The organism is Oerskovia enterophila (assembly GCF_044748475.1).
GTDB classification, from domain to species: Bacteria; Actinomycetota; Actinomycetes; order Actinomycetales; family Cellulomonadaceae; genus Oerskovia; species Oerskovia enterophila.
In genome coordinates, this window is sequence record NZ_JBIVFZ010000003.1 from 794,995 (window position 1) to 817,177 (window position 22,183).

A 22,183-nucleotide genomic window follows, 5' to 3' on the forward strand; every position below is an offset into this window, starting at 1 on the left:
ACCCGTGACGTGAACCACAAGGAGGAGTAGCCTCCAAGCAGCACCGCACCGCGGGCCCGAGGCGCGCTCGGCACGGAGTTCCCCGACACGTGTGGAAGTTTTCTCCGTAGTCTCGTCCTGTTCTGAAATTTCATGCCAGAATGAGGCGTGACCTGGACGCCGGACGTCGACCCCGCCCGCACCGAGAGCCGCGCGCACCCCCTCGCGGCGCCCTCGGGACCTCCGCGCTGGCTCGTCGCGATCGACGTGGGCGGCAGCGGCAGCAGGCTCGTCGCGACCACCGTGCCGTCCGGCGCCCGGCCGGACGCCGCCCACCCCCCGGTCGCCCCCGGCGACGCGCCGCACCGCACCGAGCTCACGGGGCGCAGCGTCGCGATCGGCCCGGACGGCAGCGACGTCGCCGACGTGGTGCGCGACCTGTGCGCGTCGTTCGTCGCGGCCACGACCGGGTCCCACGACGCACCCCCGGTCGTCGCCGCGGCCGCGGTCGGCGCGACGGGCCTCGCCACGCTCGTCCCGGACCCCGCCACGGTGCACACCGCGCTCCGCACGACCCTCGCGGCGGACCGCACGGCCGTCGCGGCCGACGCCCTGACGGCCCACCTGGGCGCCCTGGGCGGGCGCGCGGGGGCCGTGGTCGCGGTCGGCACGGGTGCGATCGCGCTCGGCACCGACCTCCGCCGCGTCTGGCGACGCACCGACGGCTGGGGGCACCTCCTGGGCGACCTCGGGTCGGCCTCGTGGATCGGCGCCCACGGGCTGCGGGCCGCCCTCGCGGCCCACGACGGCCGCGCGACGGGTGGCTCGCGGCCGCTCCTCGCCGCGGCGCAGGCGCGGTTCGGCCCCGTCCCGACCTGGCCCGTCCAGCTCTACACACGCCCCGACCGAGCGCAGGTGCTCGGTTCCTTCACGCCCGACGTCGCCGCTGCCGCCGCGGCGGGCGACCCCGCGAGCGTCCAGATCCTCACCGAGGCGGGCCGCCACCTGGCCGAGACGCTCGCCGCTGCGCTCGTCCCCGGCCTGCCGCCGCTCGCCGCGGCCACGGGCGGGGTCCTCGCGGCCGGCCCGTCCCTGACGGGCGCCCTCGCGCGCCGGTTCGCGGCCCTGCGCCCCGACGCCGAGCTCGTCCCGTCCGCGGGCACCCCGCTCGACGGCGCGCTCCACCTCGCCAGGCTGCTCACCGAGGGCACCGCGACGGGCGGCGCGGCCGCTTCCACCGCACCCGCCGCTCCCCTCGTCGCCCACGCTCCGTGGCTGAGCCTCGGCGACGAACCCCCTGTTCCCGCACCGTCCACGACCACCCCGATCACAGGAGATCCGACATGACAGGTGACGGACTCGTCCGCATCCGACAGGCGCTGCCGACGCTCCGCCCCGCCGAGGCCCGGATCGCCGAGGCGGTCCTCGCGGACCCGACCGCCGTCGTCGGGTCGACGATCAACGAGCTCGCCGCGCGCGCGGGCGCCTCGCAGGCGACCGTCGTGCGGTTCTGCCGGGCGATCGGCTACGCGGGCTACCCGGAGTTCCGGATCGACCTCGCCCAGGCGACGTCGCGTCGCGAGATGGAGATGGAGCGCTCGAACGTCGCGCACGGCGAGATCAACGAGACGGACACGGCCGAGGACGTCGTCGCGAAGATCGCGTTCCACGAGGCCCGGACCATCGAGGAGACCGCGCGCATGCTCGACCTCGCGGCGCTCGAGCAGGTCGCCGCGGCCGTCGCGGCGGCGCCGCGGATCGACGTGTTCGGCGTCGGGTCGAGCGGGCTGACGGCGCAGGACCTCGCCCAGAAGCTCCAGCGCATCGGGCTCGTGTGCTTCGCGTCCCCCGACCCGCACCTCCAGCTCCAGTCGGCCGCGCTGCTCGGCCCGGGCGCGGTCGCGATCGGGATCTCGCACAGCGGCCAGACGGTCGAGACCAACCACGCGCTCGGCATCGCGCACCGGCGCGGGGCGACGAGCGTGGCGATCACCAACTTCCCCGAGTCGCCCCTCGCGCAGGAGGCAGACGTCGTGCTGGGCACCACGGCACGCGAGACGCAGTTCCGCTCGGGCGCGCTGTCGAGCCGCATCGCGCAGCTCGCGGTCGTCGACTTCCTCTTCGTCCGCGTCGCCCAGCGCCTGTACGACCAGACGAGCGCCAACCTCAAGGCCACCTACGACGCGGTCCAGCCCCACCGGCTGGACGGAGAGCGCAAGGCACGAGCATGACGACCGTCTCCGCCGCCACGACGAGGGCCCTCGAGATCCGCACGGACCTGCTGACGCGCGTCGCCCAGGCCCACGACGCGTCGCACTACCTGCTGCGGCCCGAGGCGGTCGCGCGCGCGCAGGACGTGCCCGACGTCGTCGCCGCCTTCGCCGAGGCCCGTCGCCGCGGGCTCCCGGTCACGTTCCGCTCGGGCGGGACGAGCCTGTCGGGCCAGGCGTCGGGCGCGGGCCTGCTCGTCGACACGCGCACGCGCTTCACGCGCGTCGAGGTGCTCGACGACGACGGCGCACGCGTGCGCTGCCAGCCGGGCGTGACGCTGCGCTCGGTCAACGGGAGGCTCCTGCGCCACGGGCGACGCCTGGGCCCCGACCCCGCGAGCGAGATCGCGTGCACGATCGGTGGCGTCGTCGCGAACAACTCCTCGGGCATGGCGTGCGGCACGGTCGACACCGCGTACCGCACGATCGAGTCGATGACGCTCGTCCTGCCGAGCGGCACCGTGCTCGACACGGGTGCGCCGGACGCCGACGAGCGGCTGCGTGCGCTCGAGCCCGCGCTGCACCGCGGCCTGGCCGGGCTCCGCGACCGGGTCCGGGCGAGCGCGGCCATGCGCGCGACCATCGCGCACCAGTACTCGATGAAGAACACCATGGGCTACGGCGTCAACGCCTTCGTGGACCACGAGTCGCCCGTCAAGATCCTCGAGCACCTGGTGGTGGGGTCCGAGGGGACGCTGGCGTTCGTGGCCGACGTGACGTTCCGGACCGTCCCGCTGCTCCCCGCGGCCTCGACCACGCTCCTGGTCTTCGACGCGCTCGAGCAGGCGACCGAGGCGCTCGCGACCGTCACGGACTCGGGCGCACGGGCGATCGAGCTGCTCGACGCCGCGTCGTTGCGCGTCGCGGCGGCCGACCCGCTCGCCGACGCGTCCATGCGGGCCTTCGCGACCGCGACGACCCAGACGGCGCTGCTCGTCGAGTACCAGGCCACGAGCGCCGCGGGGCTCGAACCGTTCGAGGAGGCCGCTCGGGCCGTCGTCGGCTCGCTCGACCTCGCGACGCCCGCCGGGCTGACGCGCGACCCCGCTGCCCGCGGGCGGCTGTGGCGCGTCCGCAAGGGCCTGTACACCGCGGTCGCGGGAGCCCGCGCCCCGGGCAGCACGGCACTGCTCGAGGACCTGGTCGTCCCGGTCCCCGACCTCACCGCGACGGTCCGCGACCTGGGTGGGCTCTTCGCGCAGCACGGCTACGACGACGCCGTGACGTTCGGGCACGCCAAGGACGGCAACCTGCACTTCATGATCACCCCGCGCCTGTCCGACGACGGTGAGCTCGACCGCTTTGCGGCCTTCACCGAGGACATGGTGGGCCTGGTACTCGGCCGCGGCGGCTCGCTCAAGGCCGAGCACGGCACGGGCCGCATCATGGCACCCTTCGTCCGGCGGCAGTTCGGCGACGACCTGTATGCCGTGATGCGCGAGGTCAAGGCCCTGTGCGACCCCGAGGGCATCCTCAACCCCGGCGTGCTCCTCACCGACGACGACGAGGCGCACCTGCAGCACCTCAAGCTCGTGCCGCCCGTGGGGACGGCCGCGGCGGGAGACCTCGCGGCCGTCGTGGACCGGTGCGTCGAATGCGGGTACTGCGAGCCCGCGTGCCCGTCGCGGACCGTCACGACGACTCCCCGGCAGCGCATCGCTCTCCTGCGCGAGATGGTCACGGCCGCCCCGGGCGAGCTCCGCGAGCTCGAGCGCGCGTACGAGTACTCCGCGGTCGACACGTGCGCGGTCGACTCGCTGTGCGTGACCGCGTGCCCGGTCGGGATCGACACGGGCAAGGTCATGAAGGTCCGGCGCGCGCAGCGCCACGGGGCCGTGGTCCAGCGCGCCGGGCGCGTGGCCGCCGACCACTGGGGTGGCGCGGTCACAGGCCTGCGCGGCGCGCTCGGCGTGGTCGACCTGGTGCCCACGCCCCTGGTCACGGCCGCCTCGAAGGTGGGGCGCGCGGTGCTGGGCGACGACGTCGTGCCGCTCGTGGGCACCGACCTGCCGGGCCCTGGGCAACGCCGGGTCTCCCCCGGCGACCGTCCGGCGCACGGACCGGCGAGCGTCGGCGTCGAGGCAGCTGCCGGTGCGAGCGTCGTCTTCTTCCAGTCGTGCATGGGCTCGCTCTTCTCGCCCGCGGAGGCCTCGCCCAGCCCGGGCGGCGTCGGGCCGGCGTTCCTCGCGCTCTGCGAGCGCGCCGGGATCTCGGTCGCGATCCCCGAGGGAGTCGGGGGCCTGTGCTGCGGCACGCCCTGGGTCTCCAAGGGCCTGACCGACGGGGCCACGGCGATGGCCGAGCGGACCTTCGACGCGCTCTGGGCGGCCACGGACGGCGGCCGCCTGCCCGTGGTCTCGGACGCGTCGAGCTGCACGCACGGCCTCGAGGGGATCGGCGCGCACCTCTCGGGCGACGCCCGCGAGCGGTTCGAGCGGCTGCGCGTCCTGGACGCCGTGACGTTCGTGCGGCACGACGTGCTGCCCGCGCTCGAGGCGACCGGGCTCGACCCTCGGACGACGGGCAGCACGCTGGCCTCGCTCGTGCTGCACCCCACGTGCTCGTCGATCCACCTGGGGGTCGTCGGCGACCTCGAGGCCGTCGCGCGCGCGGTGGCCGACGACGTCGTGCTCCCGCTCGACGCGGGGTGCTGCGGCTTCGCGGGCGACCGCGGGATGCTCCACCCCGAGCTGACGGCCGCGGCGACGCGTGCCGAGGCCACCGAGGTCGCGGCCCACGCTCGCGAGCACGGCCGTGCGGACGCGTACGCGTCGAGCAACCGGACGTGCGAGATGGGTCTGAGCCGGGCGACGGGCGAGGACTACGTGCACGTCGTCGAGCTGCTCGAGGCCGCGACCCGCGCCTGACCGTCGCACCCCGACGTGCGAGAGGGAGCGTGACCCGGAGGTCACGCTCCCTCTGACACATGATCGCGTGCGCCCGGAGTCAGGGCGCGGGCTGCTGGTTCAGCGCGGCTGCACGTCCGCGTGGATCAGCCCGTAGATCGCGGAGTCCGTCAGCGCCTCCCAGGCCGCCTCGATGAGGTTCGGTCCGACGCCCACCGTCGACCAGGAGGTCGCCCCGTCGGTCATCTCGATGAGGACGCGCGTGATGGCGTCCGTGCCCTGCTCGGTGTCGAGGATGCGGACCTTGAAGTCGATCAGCTCGAACGCCTCGATCTCCGGGTACACGCGTCGCAGGGCGAGCCGTAGCGCGTGGTCGAGCGCGTTCACGGGTCCGTTGCCCTCGCCCGTCTTGACGATGCGCTTGCCGCCGGCATGCAGCTTGACGGTCGCCTCCGCCGTCGCCTCGGTGCCGCGCCCCCCGGCCCGCTCGACGATCGTGCGCCAGCTCTCGACCCGGAAGAACTGAGGCCGCTCGCCCGCGATCTCCTCGCGCAGGAGCAGCTCGAACGAGGCGTCGGCCGCGTCGTACGTGTACCCGCGGGCCTCGGCCTCCTTGACCCGGTGCGTCACGCGCGAGAGGACGTCGCCCTGGTCCGACAGGTCGAAGCCCATCTCACGGCCCTTGAGCTCGATCGAGGCGCGGCCCGCCATGTCCGAGATGAGCATGCGCATGTCGTTGCCGACGAGCGTGGGCTCGATGTGCTGGTAGAGGTCCGGGTCGACCTTGATGGCCGAGGCGTGCAGCCCGGCCTTGTGCGCGAACGCGCTCGCCCCGACGTACGGCTGGCGCGCGTACGGGGAGATGTTGGTGATCTCGCTGATCGCGTGCGCGATGCGCGTGGTCTCCTGCAGTCCGCCGTCGACGAGAAGCGTGCGCCCGTGCTTGAGCTCGAGGTTCGCGACGACCGTGATGAGGTCCGCGTTCCCGGTGCGCTCGCCGTAGCCGTTGACCGTCCCCTGGACGTGCGCGGCGCCCGCGGCCACGGCCGCGAGCGAGTTCGCGACCGCGCAGCCCGAGTCGTTGTGCGCGTGCATACCGAGGAGGGGGTCGCCCGCCTGGGCGAAGAGCCCGTCCGGGATCCCGACGGCGTCGCGCAGCTCCGTGACGATCTCGCCGACCCACTCGGGCAGCATGCCGCCGTTGGTGTCGCACAGCGCCACGACCTCCGCACCGGCCGCGAACGCCGCCTCGACCGCAGCGCGCGAGTAGGCCGGGTCGAACCGGTAGCCGTCGAAGAAGTGCTCGGCGTCCAGTACCACGCGGCGCCCCTCGGCCACGAGGAACGCGACCGTGTCGGTGATCATGGCGAGGTTCTCGGCGCCCGTGGTCCGCAGCGCCCGCTCGGCGTGGCGGATGTCGGACTTCGCGACGAGCGTCACGACGGGCGCCTGCGACGCGACGAGGGCGAGGACCTGCTGGTCGTCCGCGGCCCTGATCCCGGCCTTGCGCGTGGCGCCGAACGCGGCCAGGACCGCGTTCTTGAGCGTGAGCTCCTTGGCCGCGCGCGAGAAGAAGTCGGTGTCCTTGGGGATGGCCCCGGGCCAGCCGCCCTCGATGAACCCCACGCCCAGCTCGTCGAGCAGGGGGGCGATCGCCAGCTTGTCGGCGACCGAGAGGTTCATGCCCTCCTGCTGCGCGCCGTCGCGCAGTGTCGTGTCGTAGACGTGGAACGTCGAGGGTGCGCTCGCTGTGGCAGGAGCTACGGGGTTCACCTGGGAAGTCATCGTGCCGCTCTCTGGGGAGAATCTCGGGGTCCAGCGGTGCCGCCTGGGCGAGACCACTCTAGGTGGATCAGGGCGGGACGCTTCCGCGCGCCGCCGGTCCTCGTCGTTCCCACGCGCTGGGCGGTCGCTCTCGTGAAGCTCGTGCCCGGCGCTTCGAAGCCCGACGGGGGTGATGTCAGGCAACAAAAAAACCCCCCGAGGGTGCGGGAGGTTTGCGCGTCCGGTGTGGTGGCCGGGCGCGCTACTCGATAATGAGGTGGGAGACGAGGTGTGTCACAGAACACATGCTGCCACAGCAGCCGCGAGGATGGAACGGTGTCCACGGACTGAGCACCCCGACCAGTGAGCGCCCGGAACGGCAGCCTGCAACGACAGGAGACGCAACATGAGCGACCCGAACTTCCCGCCCCGCCCGAACGTCCCGCAGCCCGGCTCCCCCGGCCATCCCCAGGGCGTGCCGCCGGCGATCCCGCCCGTGGTGCCGCCCGACCCGCGCGCCGACTTCCCCCCGCCGCACGAGCCGGTCAACCCCGCCGACCCGCGTCTCGCGGTCGAGGTGGGCCGCTTCTGGGCCGGTGCAGCCGCCACGGCCCTGGTCGCCGCTCTCATCGGCCTCGTGGCGGTCATCATCCTCGAGCGCATCTTCTCGTTCACGCTCGTGCCGCCACCGGACATCTTCACGACCGGCTCGCACCAGGCGGCGTTCGCGATCGACGGGGCGATCCTGGCACTGCTCGCGGCGGGCCTGCTGCACCTGCTGATCCTCACGACGCCCCGGCCGCGGGCGTTCTTCGGCTGGATCATGGCCCTCGTGATCGTCGTCATCACGGCGCTGCCGTTCGCCTGGACGTCGGACACCACGTCCGCCGCGCTTTCCGGGCTCGTGAACCTGCTGATCGGGGTCGCGGTCTGGTCGCTGCTCGCGGGGGTCGCGGGCAGGACGATCGTGCGCCGGGCGGTCTGAGCCCCCGCCAGACGCAGAGTGCGGGCAGCGTCGCCGATCGGCGACGCTGCCCGCACTCTGCGGTACCGCAGTGGTGAACCTCAGGCCAGGCGCGTCATCCAACCGTGACGGTCGGCCGCACGGCCGTTCTGGATGTCCGTGAGCTCGCCACGGATCGCGAGCGTGAGCTCACCCGCGCCGCCGTCGGCGATCGTGTGGTCGAAGTTCGACCCGCCCAGGCGACCGATCGGGGTGACGACCGCCGCGGTGCCGCACGCGAACACCTCGGTCACGGCCCCCGACCGGATGTCGGCGAGGAGCTCCTCGAGCGGGATGCGACGCTCGTTCACGTCGTGCCCGCGGTCGGTGAGGAGCTGGATGATCGACGAGCGCGTCACGCCCTCGAGGATCGAGCCCGTGAGCTCGGGCGTCTCGACCGAGCCGTCCGCCTTGACGACGAACACGTTCATGCCGCCGAGCTCCTCGAGGAAGGTGTTCGTCGACGAGTCGAGGAAGCAGACCTGCTCGAAGCCCTTCTCCTGTGCGAGCGTCTGCGGCAGGAGGCTCGAGGCGTAGTTGCCGCCGCACTTGGCGTCTCCCGTGCCTCCCGCGCCGGCGCGGCTGTACTCGCGGTCGACCCAGATCGAGACGGGCTTGACGCCCCCCGAGAAGTACGGGCCCACGGGCGAGGCGATCACGAGGTACTCGGCCTCGAGCGAGGCGCGCACGCCCAGGAACGACTCCGAGGCGTACATGAACGGACGCAGGTAGAGGCTCGCCTCCTCGCCGTCCGGCACCCACTCGATGTCGGTGCGCACGAGCGCGGTGATCGAGCCGATGAAGTCGTCGACCGAGAGCGCCGGGAGCGCGAGACGGTGGGCGGAGCGGGCGAAGCGGGCTGCGTTGGCCTCGGGACGGAAGGTCCACACGGACCCGTCCTGGTGCCGGTACGCCTTGAGACCCTCGAAGATCTCCTGGGCGTAGTGCAGGACCGCGGTGGCAGGGTCGAGCTGGAGCGGACCGTACTTCTCGATGCGGCGGTCGATCCAGCCGTCGGTCGCGTTCCAGCTGATCCGGGCCATGTGGTCCGAGAACACGGTGCCGAACTTCGGGGCGGCGATCGCTGCGGCCCTCGCCTCGGGAGAGGTGGGGGTGTCCGAGGGGCGGATGTCGAAGAGCGCGACGAGGTCCTCGGCCGAGGAAGCGGGCTGCGCTGTGAGGGGGGAAGTCATGTCATGGGCCTTTCACCTGGCGACCCGGGTGGGTTCCTCGCCTAGTTTTCCATGACGGAGCGCCTCGTGGCGCCCGCAGGGCGGGCGAGAACTCCCGGGTCTTCGAAGAGGACGTGGGAGCGGTGAGGACGGCAGAGGGTGTGCGCCGCCGCCCGACCCCCACATGGGGGACGAACGGCGGCGCGACGGCGTGTCGGGGACCGATCAGCCGGCGACGCGGGCAGCGAGCTCGCGCCCCACCTCGGCCGTCGACCGTACTCGGCTCCCCCGCTCGGCGAGGTCCGCGGCGACCGCGGCCTCGACGCGCTGCGACTGCTCGGTCAGGCCGAGGTGGTCGAGCAGCATCGCGACGGACAGGACCGTGGCGGTGGGGTCCGCCTTGCCCTGGCCCGCGATGTCGGGGGCCGAGCCGTGCACCGGCTCGAACATGGAGGGGGCCGTGCGGTCCGGGTTGATGTTGGCCGAGGCTGCGAGGCCGATGCCGCCGGTGATCGCGGCGGCCTGGTCCGTCAGGATGTCGCCGAACAGGTTGTCGGTGACGATGACGTCGAATCGCGACGGGTTCGTCGTGAGGAAGATCGTGGCGGCGTCCACGTGCAGGTAGTCCGTGGTGACGTCCGGGAACTCGGCGTTGACGGCCTCGACCGTGCGACGCCACAGGTGACCGGCGTGGACCAGGACGTTGTGCTTGTGCACGAGCGTCAGGTGCTTGCGGGGGCGTGCCTGGGCGCGGGCGAAAGCGTCGCGCACGACGCGCTCGACGCCGAACGCGGTGTTCACGGAGACCTCGGTCGCGATCTCGTGCGGCGTGCCGACGCGCAGTGCGCCGCCGTTGCCGACGTACGGGCCCTCGGTGCCCTCGCGGACGACGACGAAGTCGATCTCGCCCGGGTCCGCCAGCGGGGACTTCACACCGGGGTACAGCTTGCCCGGGCGGAGGTTGACGTAGTGGTCCAGCGCGAAGCGCAGCTTGAGCAGCAGGCCGCGCTCGAGGACGCCCGACGGCACCGTGGGGTCGCCGATCGCGCCCAGGAGGATCGCGTCGTGGGTGCGGATCGCCGCGAGGTCCTCGTCGGTGAGGGTCTCGCCGGTCGCGTGCCAGCGGCGCGCACCCAGGTCGAAGGGGGTCGTGGAGACCTTGACGTCGGAGCCCGTGAGAGCCGCCTCGAGGACCGCGAGGCCCTGCTCGACGACCTCGATGCCGATGCCGTCTCCGGCCACCACTGCCAGTTCGATGTTGCGCGTCATGCGATGAACGCTACGCCCGGGCGCCAGTCCTCGGGACGCCCATCTCACGCCTCGAACGCTCCGAACCGCGCGATCCGCGGACTTCCGCGCCTCGCAGCAAGGCGGCGCGCCTGGACGCGCTCTCCTCGACGAGCGCCGAGGCCCTGCGGCTCGACGATGGTGTACAAGAGGTCCGCACGGGGCCTCGCAGCCGCCCCCACGTCTCAACTTGCACAAATCGCCAGAGTAGGTAACTCTTAGGAAACTTTCCTAAGACGCCGGCAGAGAGGCCGAAAGACGTGTCCCGCACGCACATCCCGGGGACACCGGGACTGCTCCGCACGATCAACGACCGCGCGGCGCTCGAGCTCCTGCTCGACACCGGCCCCATGACGCGGTCCCAGATCGGCGACCTCACCGGCGTCTCCCGCCCTACATCCTCCCAGATCGTCGCCCGCCTCGAGGCCGCTGGGCTGATCGAGGCGACGGGAGCGGTCCAGGGCGCGCGGGGTCCGCAGGCCGTCATGTACGCCGCCCGCACGGACGTCGTCGTCGGCCTGGCTCTCGACGTCCTCCCGACCGGCGTGCGGGCGAGCGTCGTCGATGCCCGCGGGAACGTCCTCGGCTCCGCCGACGTCCCCACGTCCGCGGAGCGCACCGCGGTCCGCGACGTCCGCGCCGCGTGGGACGCGGCCTGTGCGGACGCGGGCGTGCCGGTCGAGCGCGTCGGCACGATCGTCGCCGGGGTCCAGGCCGCGGCCGACCCGGTCAGCGGCGACCTCTGGCTCGTGGGCGACCTGCCGGGGTGGCCCCTGCTCGGCGTCCGCACCCTCCTCGAGGAGGAGTTCGGCGTCCCCGTCCGGATCGAGAACGACGTCAACCTCGCCACGATCGCCGAGCGCGACGCGGGCCGCCGCACCGAGAAGAGCTTCTCGTTGCTGTGGCTCGGTGGGGGCATCGGCCTCGGCACGCTGATCGACGGATCGCTCCACCACGGCGCGACCGGGGCTGCGGGCGAGCTCGGCTACCTGCCGGTCCCCGTGACGGTCCGCGAGTACGACGACCACTCGATGAACCTGCAGGACCTCGTGGGCGGTCGCCGCTTCGAGGAGCTCGCCGCACGGTACGGCGTGCCGGGCACGACGTACGCCGAGGTCCTCGCGGCCATGGCCGCCGAGCCCGACAGCCCCGCGGTCGTGGCGCTCGTCGAGGACTTCGGACGGCGCGTGGCCGCCGTGGTGCAGCCGGTCGTCGCGGTCGTCGAGCCGCACCTGCTGGTGCTCGGCGGCCCCACGTGCATCGCGGGTGGGCAGCGGCTCGCGGACGCGACGCGCAGCCACCTTCTCGACACCGAGCAGGGCGTGGCGCCCATCGCTCCGACGCTGGTGCCGGTCGCCCCCGTGCTGCGCGGGGCCGAGGCCGTCGTCGCGGCCGACGTCCGCTCCCTCCTGCTCGACCGGGTCTCGCTGCACCTCGCGGACCACGGCGCACCGCCCGTCACGTCTTCGGCGGTCCGTCCCAGCACGACGACCGGCGCCCTCGCGCCCTCGCACTCGGGGTAGTTCCTCTCACCTGCCCCGACGGGTGGTGGTCGCGGCCTGGGACGGCGACCACCACCCACCCTCACGCAGCCGTCGCCGTCCTGGCCCGACGGCGGAGCGCACCTCGCGCCGTCCGGTCGCCGCGGTCTCGGCTCACCCCAGCAGTGCGCGCACCTCGGCGGCCGTGGTCGCCCGCCCGTAGTCGGCGAGCTGGAACGACTCGGCGTACTCCCCCACGGGGTCGAGGCCCGCTGCGGCGACCGCCGCGCGCACCTCGGGCTGGGTGCACAGGTACGGCGCCCAGTGCTCGAGCACGAACTCCCGCTGCCCCACGGGGTCGCTCGCGGGCGGCACCTGGTCGAGCAGCCCGCGCTGCCAGGGCGCGAACTCCAGGAACTGCGAGGCGTGAGCCAGGCAGGCCCGCAGCTTGGCCTCGATCGTGCTGCTCACGTCCACCACCACGTCGTGCCGGTGGTGCGCGAGCGCGTCGTGGTCCGGCATGAGCAGGCACACGGGTGGGGTCTCCAGCGCAGGGACGCGCGGCACGACGTTCGCCAGCCCGACGACCGAGACCGCCTCGCGCACGAGGCGTCCGGCCGCGCGGTTGTCGAGGTGGCCGGGGCACTCGTCGTGGAACGTGACGACCAGGTCCGCCTGCCAGCGGCGGATCCTGGCGACGACCTCACGACGGAGCGCGATGCTCGGCACGAGCTCGCCGTCGTGCTCGTCGAGGATCTCGTACTCCTGCACGCCGAGCTCGCGCGCCGCGGCGAACGCCTCGGCCGCTCGCCGTCGCGCGAGGGCCTTGCGCGGAGTCGACCAGTGCCCGGCGTCGCCGTTCGTCAGCGACAGGAACTTCACGCCGTGGCCGGCCAGGGCGAGTCGTGCGGCGATGCCACCTGCGTACTCGTCGGGCTCGTCAGGGTGCGCCGCGACGACCAGGACACGCAGGCGGTCTGCGAACAGGCTCGGGACCGCATGCGGTTCGACCGGGGTCATCGCGGACGCGGGAACCGGAGCTCGAAGCGCTCGCAGACCACGGGCATGTCCTCGCGGAACTCGTGGCCGACCAGGACCCTCGTGAAGTAGTCGCGATGTCCGGCACGCCATGCCTCGAGCGACCGGTCGTCCTCGCCCTCGGCCGCCGCGAAGTCCGCGTCGACCTGGTCGAACGGCACGATCTCGACGGACGTGGTGCGGATCAGCGCACGTGGGTGGCCGTCGCCGTCCAGGATGATGGACAGCTCACCGACGGCCGGGACCGGTGTCTCCTCGTCGTACTCCCAGTGCGAGGACGAGGTCGCGGTCTTCTCGCCCGAGAGCACCGCGTGGAGCAGCCCGTCGGCGAGCTCCGGGTTGTCGCCGAACGACCACGCGGGGGGCGGCACGGTCGCGGAGACCCCGAACCCGGTCACCACGCCCACCTTGCCCTCGCCGGCGCGCACCCGCGCGGTCTCCCAGAACTCCAGGAGCTCTGCTGCTCGCGGGTCCTCGCTCGTGCCGGCGCTCGTGCCGTCTGCCCTGCGGTCGATGTCGTCGCTCATGCGTCCATGGTGGACCACGGAACGCCGGACTGCCCGTCTTGTCGCACTTTCACCGGCGGATGTCGCACAGATTCCACCCGGCCGACCGTCTCGCCCGACCAGTACGTCCCCTTGGCGAACCGGCACGGCACCCCCGGCGCGAGCACCTGTCGTCCTGGCGGACCGACCCGTCACCCTCAACCGAGCCCCGCCGCCCCCCGCACGACCACGGACGGAGCCGCGACCCGAGCTCCCGAGGAGGCACCGCCGTCGGGCACCCGCGCGCGCACGGGCGACCCGACAGCACAGAGGCGGGCGGCGCCTGCCGCGCGATCGTGGTCGGGTCTGGCGGGAGGCCGCCAGGCCGGATGGAAGATCGCGCGGTAGGTGCCGCCCGCCTCGAAGGTGAGCCACTCACCCCGCGTGAAGCGAGGCGAAGGTCAGCGACCGACCGAGCCCTCGGTGTAGTCGTCGTCGCCCGACTTCGCCCACGCGAACATCCCGCGCAGCTCGCGGCCCGTGGCCTCGATCGGGTGCGCCTCGCCCTTGGCGCGGAGCTCCTTGAACTCGGGGGCGCCCGCGTCCTGGTCGTCGATGAAGCGCTTCGCGAACGCGCCGTTCTGGATGTCCCCGAGGACGGCCTTCATGTTCTCCTTGACCCGCGGGTCGATCACGCGGGGACCCGAGACGTAGTCGCCGTACTCGGCCGTGTCGGAGACCGACCAGCGCTGCTTGGCGATGCCGCCCTCCCACATGAGGTCGACGATGAGCTTGAGCTCGTGCAGGACCTCGAAGTAGGCGATCTCCGGCTGGTAACCGGCCTCGGTGAGCGTCTCGAAGCCGTACTGGACGAGCTGCGACACACCACCGCACAGGACGGCCTGCTCGCCGAAGAGGTCGGTCTCGGTCTCCTCGGTGAACGTCGTCTTGATGACGCCGGCACGCGTGCCACCGATCGCCTTCGCGTACGAGAGCGCGATGTCCCACGCCTGGCCCGACGCGTCCTTCTCGACGGCGATGATGTCGGGGATGCCACGGCCCGCGACGAACTCGCGACGCACCGTGTGGCCCGGCGCCTTGGGGGCGACGAGGATGACGTCGACACCCTCGGGGGCCTCGATGTAGCCGAAGCGGATGTTGAAGCCGTGCGCGAACGCGAGGGTCTTGCCCGGAGCCAGGTTCGGCTTGATCTCGTCGTTGTAGATCGAGCGCTGGTGCTGGTCCGGCGCGAGGATCATGATGAGGTCGGCCCACTGGGCGGCCTCTGCGACCGTCTTGACCTCGAAGCCCTCGTCGGTCGCCTTGGCGATCGACTTGGAGCCTTCCTTGAGTGCGATGACGACCTGGACGCCCGAGTCGCGAAGGTTCTGCGCGTGCGCGTGCCCCTGGCTGCCGTAACCGACGACCGCGACCTTCTTCTGCTGGATGATCGAGAGGTCGGCGTCGTCGTCGTAGAAGAGCTCTGCCACGGTGTTACTCCTTGGGTTCTTGAGGTGGTGACGAACACGATAGTTCGACGTCGGTGGGCGACGTGGGGGTGTCCACCGGGGGGGGACTTGGTCAGGCGGACCGGTGGGCGCGGTCGAGCGCTCGGTCGGTGATGGAGCGGGCGCCGCGGCCGACGGCCACGGTGCCGGACTTGACGATCTCTCGGACGCCGTAGGGCTCGAGCGCCCCGAGGAGGGCGCTCAGCTTCTCGGGGGTACCCGTGGCCTCGATCGTCACGGCGTCGGGGACGACGTCGACGACCTTGGCACGGAACAGCTCGACGACCTCGAGGACGCCCGTGCGGTTGGCGCCGTCGGCGCGGACCTTGACGAGCAGCAGCTCGCGCTGGACCGACGAGGCCTGGTCGAGCTCGACGATCTTGATCACGTTGACGAGCTTGTTGAGCTGCTTGGTGACCTGCTCGAGCGGGTTCTGGTCGACGTCGACGACCACGGTGATGCGCGAGATCTCCTCGTGCTCCGTGGGGCCCACGGCGAGCGAGTGGATGTTGAACGCGCGCCGGGCGAACAGGCCCGCGACGCGCGTGAGCACGCCGGGCTTGTTCTCCACGAGCACGGAGAGGGTGTGACGGGACATGGTTGCGGCTCTCCCCGGTCTCAGTCTTCGCGGTCCCACGCGGGCGAGATGCCGCGTGCGTACTGGATGTTGTCGTTGCTGACGCCCGAGGCGACCATGGGCCACACCATCGCGTCGCGCGAGACGTTGAAGTCGACGACGACGGGACGGTCGTCGATCTCCATGGCGCGCTTGATGGCCGCGTCGACCTCGCTCTTGGACTCGACCCGGATGCCCTCGCAGCCGTAGGCGTCGGCGAGCTTCACGAAGTCCGGCACGCGCTGGGTACCGCGGCCCGTGTGGAGGTCGGTGTTGGAGTAGCGGGACTCGTAGAACAGGGTCTGCCACTGGCGGACCATGCCGAGCGAGGAGTTGTTGATCAGCGCGACCTTGATGGGGATCTCGTTGATCGTGCAGGTCGCGAGCTCCTGGTTGGTCATCTGGAAGCAGCCGTCGCCGTCGATCGCCCAGACGGTCTTGTCGGGCTGGCCGACCTTGGCGCCCATCGCGGCCGGGATCGAGTAGCCCATGGTGCCGAGGCCGCCCGAGTTGAGCCACGTCTTGGGGTGCTCGTAGCGGATGAACTGCGCGGCCCACATCTGGTGCTGGCCGACGCCCGCGACGTAGATCGAGTCGGGGCCGGAGATCTCGCCCAGGCGCTGGATGACGTGCTGGGGAGCGAGGTGGCCGTCCTCGGGCTCGGAGTAGCCGAGCGGGTAGGTCTCGCGCCAGTCGTCGATCTGGTGCCACCAGGCACCCAGGTCCGGCTTGCCCTTGACCGCGTGCTCGCGCTCGAGCTCGGGCACGAGGTCCGTGAGCACCTCGCGCAGGTCGCCCACGATCGGGACGTCGACCTCGCGGTTCTTGCCGATCTCCGCCGGGTCGATGTCCGCGTGCACGGTCGTGGCGTTCGGGGCGAAGCTCGACAGCACGCCGGTCACGCGGTCGTCGAAGCGTGCGCCGAGGGCGACGATGAGGTCGGCCTTCTGGAGCGCCGCGACCGCGGGGACGGTGCCGTGCATGCCGGGCATGCCGAGGTTCTGGGGGTGCGAGTCGGGCAGCGCGCCGCGAGCCATGAGCGTGGTCACCACGGGGGCGCCGGACAGGTCCACGAGGCGGCGCAGCTCGGCCGAGGCGCCCGAGCGGATCGCGCCGCCGCCCACGTACAGCACGGGGCGCTTGGCCGTCGCGAGCAGGCGCGCGGCCTCGCGGATCTGCTTGGAGTGCGGCTTGGTCACGGGGTGGTACCCGGGCAGCTGGAGCTCCTGGGGCCACGAGAACGTGGTGCGGGCCTGCATGGCCGACTTCGCGATGTCGACGAGGACCGGCCCGGGGCGCCCGGTCTGGGCGATGTGGAAGGCCTCGGCGATGACGCGCGGGATCTCGTCCGGGTCGGTCACGAGGAAGTTGTGCTTGGTGATCGGCAGGGTGATGCCGACGATGTCCGCTTCCTGGAAGGCGTCGGTCCCGATCAGGGACGCGCCGACCTGGCCCGTGATCGCCACGAGCGGGATCGAGTCCATGTTGGCGTCGGCGATGGGCGTGACGAGGTTCGTCGCGCCGGGGCCGGACGTCGCCATGGTCACGCCGACGCGACCGGTCGCGTGGGCGTAGCCCGATGCCGCGTGGCCGCCGCCCTGCTCGTGGCGCACGAGGATGTGGCGGAGCTTCTTGGAGTCCATGAGCGGGTCGTACGTGGGCAGGATCGCGCCGCCGGGGATGCCGAAGACGACGTCGACACCGGCTTCCTCGAGGGAGCGGACGATCGACTGCGCGCCCGTGACCTCCTCGGGCCCGACGACGGAGCTCACCGCACGCTCGCCGGGCACCGCAGCGCGGGCTCGGCTCTCGGGGCGGGCTGCGACGCTCGCGGGGGACGGGGCTGGCTTCGGCGCCGCGGCCTCGCCGGCGGGCGCGGGCGCGCCCTGCGTCGGCGGTGCCGGGTGGGGACCCTGGACCATCGGTATCTCCTGTTTCTCGGTGGCGGCTGGCTGCCACCGGCTGGATCGAGCTCACCGTGGTGGTGCTGGTACTGCTCTTGCTGCTGGTGCTGCTCTCCGTGCTGTGCGGTCGCGGTGTGGTGCGACGAGGTGGCCGCTTCCGGGGCGGGGTGTGCCCGGAGGGAGGGGCCGTGACAGTCGTGGTCGTGACATGAAAAAACCCCTCGTACCCGGTGAGGGCTCTTCGAGGGGTGAGCGCGCTGACGAGACCTGGTTGCTTGGCCTCAGCCGGCGCGCTCAGGAAGTACTACGAGAAGGATCGTCTGCACGTTGTGCACACTACGCCCTTGCCCGGGGGATGTCATGCGTCGAGCCGGACGTCTCAGGGAATGGGACGTCGGGCCCGACGGCGGTGGCCCGCCCGGGTGCGACGGGGCTCCTCCCGGCGGTCCGGGACGGGCTCACGACCTCCTGAGGACCACGCCTTCCCAGGCGCGCAGCACACCGGCTCGGCGCGCGGCCGCGTCGTCGTGCGTCGCGATCAGCACCTCGGCGCCCTCCCAGCCGGCCAGGACCTCCGGGGGAACCTCCTGCTCGGCGCCGCCCACGTTGACCAGGACGAGCAGCTCGTCGCGCGACGCCGTGCTCGCGGCGGACGCGACGCCGTCGGGCCCCTCTGCGGGCGCGGGCAGGTCGAGCGTGCGCGTGAACGCGTAGACGGCCTCGTGGTCGGGCGCCAGCATGTGGAAGTCACCCAGGGCCACGACCGGGACGTCGTGGCGCAGCGCGACCAGGCGGCGGAAGAAGTGGAAGACCGAGCCGTCGTCGGCGCGCTCGGCCTCCGCGTTGATCGTGACGTGGTTGGGGTTGACCGCGAGCCAGGGTGTGCCCGTCGTGAAGCCCGCGTGCTCCGACGCATCCCACTGCACGGGCGTGCGGGCGTTGTCGCGGCTCATGGCGCGCAGCGCGACGAGCATCTGCTCCTCGGTCGCGACGCCCGCGTCGACCAGCTCGTGGAAGTGCCCCAGGGACTCGATGTCCTGGTACTGGTCGATCGACGTGAAGCCCGCGTTCGTCATCCCGAGCTCCTCGCCCTGGTAGACGTACGGCGTCCCGCGGTGCAGGTGCAGGAGCAGCGCGAGCGCCTTGGCCGAGGCGACGCGGTGCTCGCCGTCGTCCCCGAACCGCGACACGATGCGCGGCTGGTCGTGGTTGTTCCAGTAGAGCGAGTTCCAGCCGCGCTCCGCGAGCCCCACCTGCCAGCGTCCGAACGTCGCCTTGAGGTCGGTCAGACGCAGGGGCTTGACGTCCCACTTGCTCGATCCGTGGTCGATCCCCACGTGCTCGAACTGGAACACCATGTCGACCTCGTGGCGCTCGGGATCCGTGAAGAGCACGCCGTCCTCGATCGTGACGCCCGGGGTCTCCCCCACCGTCAGGAGCTTCTCGGGCCGCCCCGCGAAGACCTCGCGGTGCATCTCCTGCAGGAACTCGTGCACCCGCGGACCGCTCGTGTAGTACGGGCTGCCGTCGCCGTACGCGCCGTAGTGGACCTCGCCGTCGGGCAGGCCCGGGACCTTGCTGATGAGGTTGATGACGTCCATGCGGAACCCGTCGACGCCGCGGTCGAGCCACCAGGTCATCATGTCGTGGACAGCCCGGCGCACGTCCGGGTTCTCCCAGTTCAGGTCCGGCTGCTTGCGCGAGAACAGGTGCAGGTAGTACTCGCCCGTCGCCTCGTCGTACTCCCAGGCGGGGCCTCCGAAGAACGACCGCCAGTTGTTGGGCTCCGCCCCGGGCGCGCCGGGCTCCATGCCCTCGCGGGCCGGGCGCCACCAGTACCAGTCGCGCCGGGCGTCGGTGCGCGAGGCGCGCGACTCCCGGAACCAGGCGTGCTCGTCCGAGGAGTGGTTCACCACCAGGTCCATGACGACCCGCAGACCCCGGTCGTGCGCCGCGGCCAGCAGGCGGTCGAAGTCCTCGAGCGTCCCGAACATCGGGTCGACGTCCTGGTAGTCGCTGATGTCGTACCCGTTGTCGTCCTGCGGCGAGCGGTACACAGGCGAGAGCCACACGACGTCGACGCCCAGGGCCACGAGGTGGTCGAGCCGCTGCTCGATCCCGGGCAGGTCGCCGATCCCGTCGCCGTCCGAGTCCTGGAAGGACCGCGGGTAGACCTGGTAGACCACCGCGCTCGTCCACCAGGGCGGCTCTCCTGCGGACCAGCCGCCGACCGGTCGCGGGGCAGGGGCAGTGGTCGGTTCCGTCGAGGCACTCACGTCGTCGAGCCTCTCACCGCTGCCGGTGGGGTGCGCGCCGGGACGCGCCGGGCGGCCCCGACGTGTCCCCGGCGGCGGCGAGAACCGCAATGGCGTAGGACCGGAGGCCCCGCACCAGGCACCATTGACCCATGACCACCACCATCGAGCGGCTGACCGCCGACCTCACCACCGCCATGAAGGCCCGCGACGACTTCGCCAAGAACACCCTCCGCCAGGTCATCGGCGCCGTCCGCACCGCGGAGAAGTCCGGCTCCGCGGCGCACGAGCTCAGCGACGCCGAGGTCCAGACCGTCCTGGCCGCCGAGGTCAAGAAGCGCCGCGAGAGCGCGCAGATCTACCTCGACGCCGACGCGCCCGAGCGCGCCGAGAACGAGACCGCGGAGGCCGACTTCATCGAGAAGTACCTGCCGGCGAGCCTCACGGCCGAACAGCTCGACGCGCTCGTGGCCGACGCGATCGCCTCGACCGGCGCCTCGTCCATGAAGGACATGGGCAACGTCATGAAGACCGCGACGGCCGCCGCGAGCGGCATCGGCCGGGTCGACGGCAAGGCGCTCTCGCAGGCCGTGCGTCAGGCGCTCGCCGCGCTCTGAATGCCGGCCCGCTCCGGCTCGGTCGACCGGGCGACGACCACCCTCGGGCTGGCAGGAGCAGGCCGCGAAGTGCGTGTACGCACGACCGTCCCGGACGACGACGCGATCCGCGGAGGGACCTGCGGAGTCGGCGGCAAGACCCCTCGAGACCGCCTGATGGCGAACGGCGGGGGTCTTGCCGTCACGCACTTTTTGCTGTCGACGTGAGCGACCGGATCGTTGCTCTCGCTGAATGCAGTGCGGACCGCAGGCCAGCTGGTCTCGTCGACGTTCAGGGCGGTCCGAAGGTACGCAGTGCTCATCCGCTGAATGATGGCGACCCTCTCCGGGTTCTCGTCGGTGGTCTCGGCGACTTCGTGCCCGACGATCCCTCCCAGCGAGTGCTCGGCTCCGTGGAAGGTGAGGAGGTCGGTGGCGCCGGGGCTGCAGGTATAGGCGTCGGTGAACCAGTCGGGTCCGCGGCTGGACATCGTGGACTGGTCGTGGTCGCCGGCGATGACGAGGGTCGGCGTGGTCAGCTCCTGGAACGAGGGGCGCATGAACGGGAAGTTCGCCTGTGCGAACGGGTGCAGGTCATCGCCGCCGACGCCGGTCGCGGCGAAGAGAATGCCCGCGGCGACACGCTCGTCGGACATGTCTTCGCCGACCTGGCCCGTTTCGTCGAAGATCCGTGCACCGAGGAGCGCCTGCGCGGTCTGTCCACCCCAGGAGTGACCGGTAGCGGCAACCTGGCTGCGATCGATACGGCCGGCGAGCCCTGGCACGGCGGCCTCGATGGTGTCGATCTGGTCGAGGATGCGTGCGAGATCCGCGATCCGCTCGGTCCAGATTCTCGGAAAGACGGGGTGGTCGAACCCGAAGCCGTTCCGGCGAGAGTCCAGGTGCGTGGGCTGGATCACGACGAACCCTCGAGAGGCCCAGAACGCGGTGAGCGGCGCGTACCCGTCGAGGTTCCATCCGTTGCCGTGGGAGAACAGCACCACGGGTAGGTCTGTGCCGGTCGCTGGTGCCGAGACACGCACCTCCAGCGGGACCGGTCTGCCCGGCGCAGACAGTGCGATCGGAGCGACCGACACGACCGGCCTCCCGGCACCGATGACGCCGTCCAGCGTGCTGACGATTGATGAAGTCATGAGAAGTACCTCTCCGAGGAGCTGCGCTCTGCGATACTGGTTATCGGAGCAACGTTCCGCAACATTACGGAACGTCGCTCCGTAATGCAAGGGCGTGCGATGGGAAGGTGTGAGGACGAAGCCATGGTTGACGCCGAGAGGGAGCAGTCGCACGGCGCGCGACCCCAGCAAGCGGGCCGTCCGCGTCGAGATCAGCAGGTGCTGCTCGACGCGGCTGCAGCAGTGTTCGTGACCTCCGGCGTCGACGCTCCGGTGCGGGAGATCGCGGCGAAGGCTGGCGTCGGTGTGGGGACGATCTACCGTCACTTTCCGACGCGTCCCGAGCTGGTGGTGGCGGTGTACCGGCACCAGGTCGAGGCATGTGCCGATGCAGGCCCACGACTGCTCGCGGAGAGCGCGACACCCGAGGCGGCACTGCGGGCATGGGTTGCCCTGTTCGTGGAGTTTCTCGTCACCAAGCACGGGCTCGCTGGCGCACTGCAGGGAGACGGCGCTGGGTCCGACGCTCTGCATGCCTACTTCGTCGGACGCCTCGTGCCGGTGTGCGGCGTCCTCCTCGAGGCAGCGCTCGAGTCCGCAGGCAGAGCTCAGCCGGTTGATGCGTACAACGTGCTCAAAGGCATCGGCAACCTCTGCATCGGCGCCGCGAACGACGCCCGCTACGACGCCACCGTCCTCGTGCAGCTTCTCGTATCGGGTGTGCTCAGCCCAGAAGCTCGCTGACCCCGACCTCTCACCTCCTCGCGCGGAGCACGACGGGAAGCGCTGCGAGAACACGCCACTCGCTGCCGCCGTTCGCGGGCAGGCGTGGAAGGGCTGGGCCCC

17 protein-coding genes are annotated in these 22,183 nt (G+C 72.0%); 7 read left to right on the plus strand and 10 right to left on the minus strand.

Annotated features, from left to right (window positions below; translation table 11 throughout):
- Positions 1–147 precede the first annotated feature (147 nt).
- Genes ACIPWA_RS12885 through ACIPWA_RS12895 form a run of 3 tightly spaced genes read left to right on the plus strand, consistent with a single transcriptional unit; the run spans position 148 to position 5,116 of the window.
- Entirely contained in the window at positions 148–1,326 is a 1,179-nt protein-coding gene (locus ACIPWA_RS12885) for an N-acetylglucosamine kinase (protein ID WP_400290672.1), read from the plus strand.
- Positions 1,323–2,210, plus strand: a complete 888-nt coding sequence (locus ACIPWA_RS12890; RefSeq protein ID WP_068627361.1) for a MurR/RpiR family transcriptional regulator — start codon at positions 1,323–1,325, stop codon at positions 2,208–2,210. Before ACIPWA_RS12885 ends, ACIPWA_RS12890 begins: the two co-directional genes overlap by 4 nt.
- Positions 2,207–5,116, plus strand: a complete 2,910-nt coding sequence (locus tag ACIPWA_RS12895) for an FAD-binding and (Fe-S)-binding domain-containing protein (protein ID WP_400290675.1) — start codon at positions 2,207–2,209, stop codon at positions 5,114–5,116. The genes ACIPWA_RS12890 and ACIPWA_RS12895 overlap by 4 nt, the downstream gene beginning before the upstream one ends.
- Positions 5,117–5,215: 99 nt before the next feature.
- On the opposite strand, the gene cimA is transcribed toward ACIPWA_RS12895, so the two are convergent.
- Entirely contained in the window at positions 5,216–6,880 is a 1,665-nt protein-coding gene (gene cimA, locus ACIPWA_RS12900; RefSeq protein WP_068627357.1) for a citramalate synthase, read from the minus strand.
- 385 nt (positions 6,881–7,265) lie between these two features.
- On the opposite strand from cimA, the gene ACIPWA_RS12905 reads away from it, so the two are divergent.
- Positions 7,266–7,844, plus strand: a complete 579-nt coding sequence (locus ACIPWA_RS12905; protein WP_068707316.1) for a hypothetical protein — start codon at positions 7,266–7,268, stop codon at positions 7,842–7,844.
- Between the two features lie 80 nt (positions 7,845–7,924).
- Here ACIPWA_RS12905 and ACIPWA_RS12910 read toward each other — a convergent pair whose 3' ends face one another.
- Positions 7,925–9,055 (minus strand): branched-chain amino acid aminotransferase, encoded by a 1,131-nt coding sequence (locus tag ACIPWA_RS12910; RefSeq protein WP_056654480.1) that lies wholly within the window; start codon positions 9,053–9,055, stop codon positions 7,925–7,927.
- Between the two features lie 204 nt (positions 9,056–9,259).
- Positions 9,260–10,303 (minus strand): 3-isopropylmalate dehydrogenase, encoded by a 1,044-nt coding sequence (locus ACIPWA_RS12915; RefSeq protein ID WP_056654478.1) that lies wholly within the window; start codon positions 10,301–10,303, stop codon positions 9,260–9,262.
- Between the two features lie 278 nt (positions 10,304–10,581).
- Here ACIPWA_RS12915 and ACIPWA_RS12920 point away from each other — a divergent pair, with 278 nt between their 5' ends.
- Positions 10,582–11,844: an ROK family transcriptional regulator gene (locus ACIPWA_RS12920; RefSeq protein ID WP_400290679.1), complete on the plus strand. Its 1,263-nt coding sequence runs from the start codon at positions 10,582–10,584 to the stop codon at positions 11,842–11,844.
- A gap of 132 nt (positions 11,845–11,976) precedes the next feature.
- Here ACIPWA_RS12920 and ACIPWA_RS12925 read toward each other — a convergent pair whose 3' ends face one another.
- From ACIPWA_RS12925 to ACIPWA_RS12950, 6 genes are all read right to left on the minus strand, one after another.
- Positions 11,977–12,822 (minus strand): PIG-L deacetylase family protein, encoded by an 846-nt coding sequence (locus ACIPWA_RS12925; protein ID WP_068627090.1) that lies wholly within the window; start codon positions 12,820–12,822, stop codon positions 11,977–11,979.
- Entirely contained in the window at positions 12,819–13,367 is a 549-nt protein-coding gene (locus ACIPWA_RS12930; RefSeq protein ID WP_068627088.1) for an ASCH domain-containing protein, read from the minus strand. Before ACIPWA_RS12930 ends, ACIPWA_RS12925 begins: the two co-directional genes overlap by 4 nt.
- 419 nt (positions 13,368–13,786) lie before the next feature.
- Positions 13,787–14,815, minus strand: coding sequence for a ketol-acid reductoisomerase (gene ilvC, locus ACIPWA_RS12935; RefSeq protein ID WP_056654464.1), 1,029 nt, complete (start codon positions 14,813–14,815; stop codon positions 13,787–13,789).
- Positions 14,816–14,906: 91 nt separating this feature from the next.
- Positions 14,907–15,431 carry an acetolactate synthase small subunit gene (ilvN, locus tag ACIPWA_RS12940; protein ID WP_056654462.1) on the minus strand — a complete coding sequence of 175 codons (525 nt, stop codon included), beginning with the start codon at positions 15,429–15,431 and terminating at the stop codon, positions 14,907–14,909.
- A gap of 20 nt (positions 15,432–15,451) precedes the next feature.
- Positions 15,452–17,371, minus strand: coding sequence for an acetolactate synthase large subunit (locus ACIPWA_RS12945; protein ID WP_056654460.1), 1,920 nt, complete (start codon positions 17,369–17,371; stop codon positions 15,452–15,454).
- Between the two features lie 440 nt (positions 17,372–17,811).
- Positions 17,812–19,629 (minus strand): alpha-glucosidase, encoded by a 1,818-nt coding sequence (locus ACIPWA_RS12950; RefSeq protein WP_400290683.1) that lies wholly within the window; start codon positions 19,627–19,629, stop codon positions 17,812–17,814.
- Positions 19,630–19,760: 131 nt separating this feature from the next.
- Here ACIPWA_RS12950 and ACIPWA_RS12955 point away from each other — a divergent pair, with 131 nt between their 5' ends.
- Positions 19,761–20,225 carry a GatB/YqeY domain-containing protein gene (locus ACIPWA_RS12955; RefSeq protein WP_400290685.1) on the plus strand — a complete coding sequence of 155 codons (465 nt, stop codon included), beginning with the start codon at positions 19,761–19,763 and terminating at the stop codon, positions 20,223–20,225.
- Here the strand turns inward: ACIPWA_RS12955 and ACIPWA_RS12960 are convergent.
- Positions 20,204–21,358, minus strand: a complete 1,155-nt coding sequence (locus ACIPWA_RS12960) for an alpha/beta hydrolase family protein (protein ID WP_400290687.1) — start codon at positions 21,356–21,358, stop codon at positions 20,204–20,206. The two genes, ACIPWA_RS12955 and ACIPWA_RS12960, sit on opposite strands and share 22 nt — an antisense overlap.
- 123 nt (positions 21,359–21,481) lie before the next feature.
- Between ACIPWA_RS12960 and ACIPWA_RS12965 the strand changes: the two genes are divergently transcribed.
- Entirely contained in the window at positions 21,482–22,081 is a 600-nt protein-coding gene (locus ACIPWA_RS12965; protein ID WP_056654450.1) for a TetR/AcrR family transcriptional regulator, read from the plus strand.
- Positions 22,082–22,183 lie beyond the last annotated feature (102 nt).

Excerpts from the sequence above, each read along its gene's own strand:
- ACIPWA_RS12915 (WP_056654478.1), bottom strand. The coding sequence starts at position 10,303 with ATGACGCGCAACATCGAACTGGCAGTGGTGGCCGGAGACGGCATCGGC.
- ACIPWA_RS12930 (WP_068627088.1), bottom strand. The coding sequence starts at position 13,367 with ATGAGCGACGACATCGACCGCAGGGCAGACGGCACGAGCGCCGGCACG.
- ACIPWA_RS12905 (WP_068707316.1), top strand. The coding sequence starts at position 7,266 with ATGAGCGACCCGAACTTCCCGCCCCGCCCGAACGTCCCGCAGCCCGGC.
- ilvN (WP_056654462.1), bottom strand. The coding sequence starts at position 15,431 with ATGTCCCGTCACACCCTCTCCGTGCTCGTGGAGAACAAGCCCGGCGTG.
- ACIPWA_RS12955 (WP_400290685.1), top strand. The coding sequence starts at position 19,761 with ATGACCACCACCATCGAGCGGCTGACCGCCGACCTCACCACCGCCATG.
- ACIPWA_RS12895 (WP_400290675.1), top strand. The coding sequence starts at position 2,207 with ATGACGACCGTCTCCGCCGCCACGACGAGGGCCCTCGAGATCCGCACG.
- cimA (WP_068627357.1), bottom strand. The coding sequence starts at position 6,880 with ATGACTTCCCAGGTGAACCCCGTAGCTCCTGCCACAGCGAGCGCACCC.
- ACIPWA_RS12960 (WP_400290687.1), bottom strand. The coding sequence starts at position 21,358 with ATGACTTCATCAATCGTCAGCACGCTGGACGGCGTCATCGGTGCCGGG.
- ACIPWA_RS12890 (WP_068627361.1), top strand. The coding sequence starts at position 1,323 with ATGACAGGTGACGGACTCGTCCGCATCCGACAGGCGCTGCCGACGCTC.
- ACIPWA_RS12965 (WP_056654450.1), top strand. The coding sequence starts at position 21,482 with ATGGTTGACGCCGAGAGGGAGCAGTCGCACGGCGCGCGACCCCAGCAA.
- ACIPWA_RS12945 (WP_056654460.1), bottom strand. The coding sequence starts at position 17,371 with ATGGTCCAGGGTCCCCACCCGGCACCGCCGACGCAGGGCGCGCCCGCG.
- ACIPWA_RS12925 (WP_068627090.1), bottom strand. The coding sequence starts at position 12,822 with ATGACCCCGGTCGAACCGCATGCGGTCCCGAGCCTGTTCGCAGACCGC.
- ACIPWA_RS12910 (WP_056654480.1), bottom strand. The coding sequence starts at position 9,055 with ATGACTTCCCCCCTCACAGCGCAGCCCGCTTCCTCGGCCGAGGACCTC.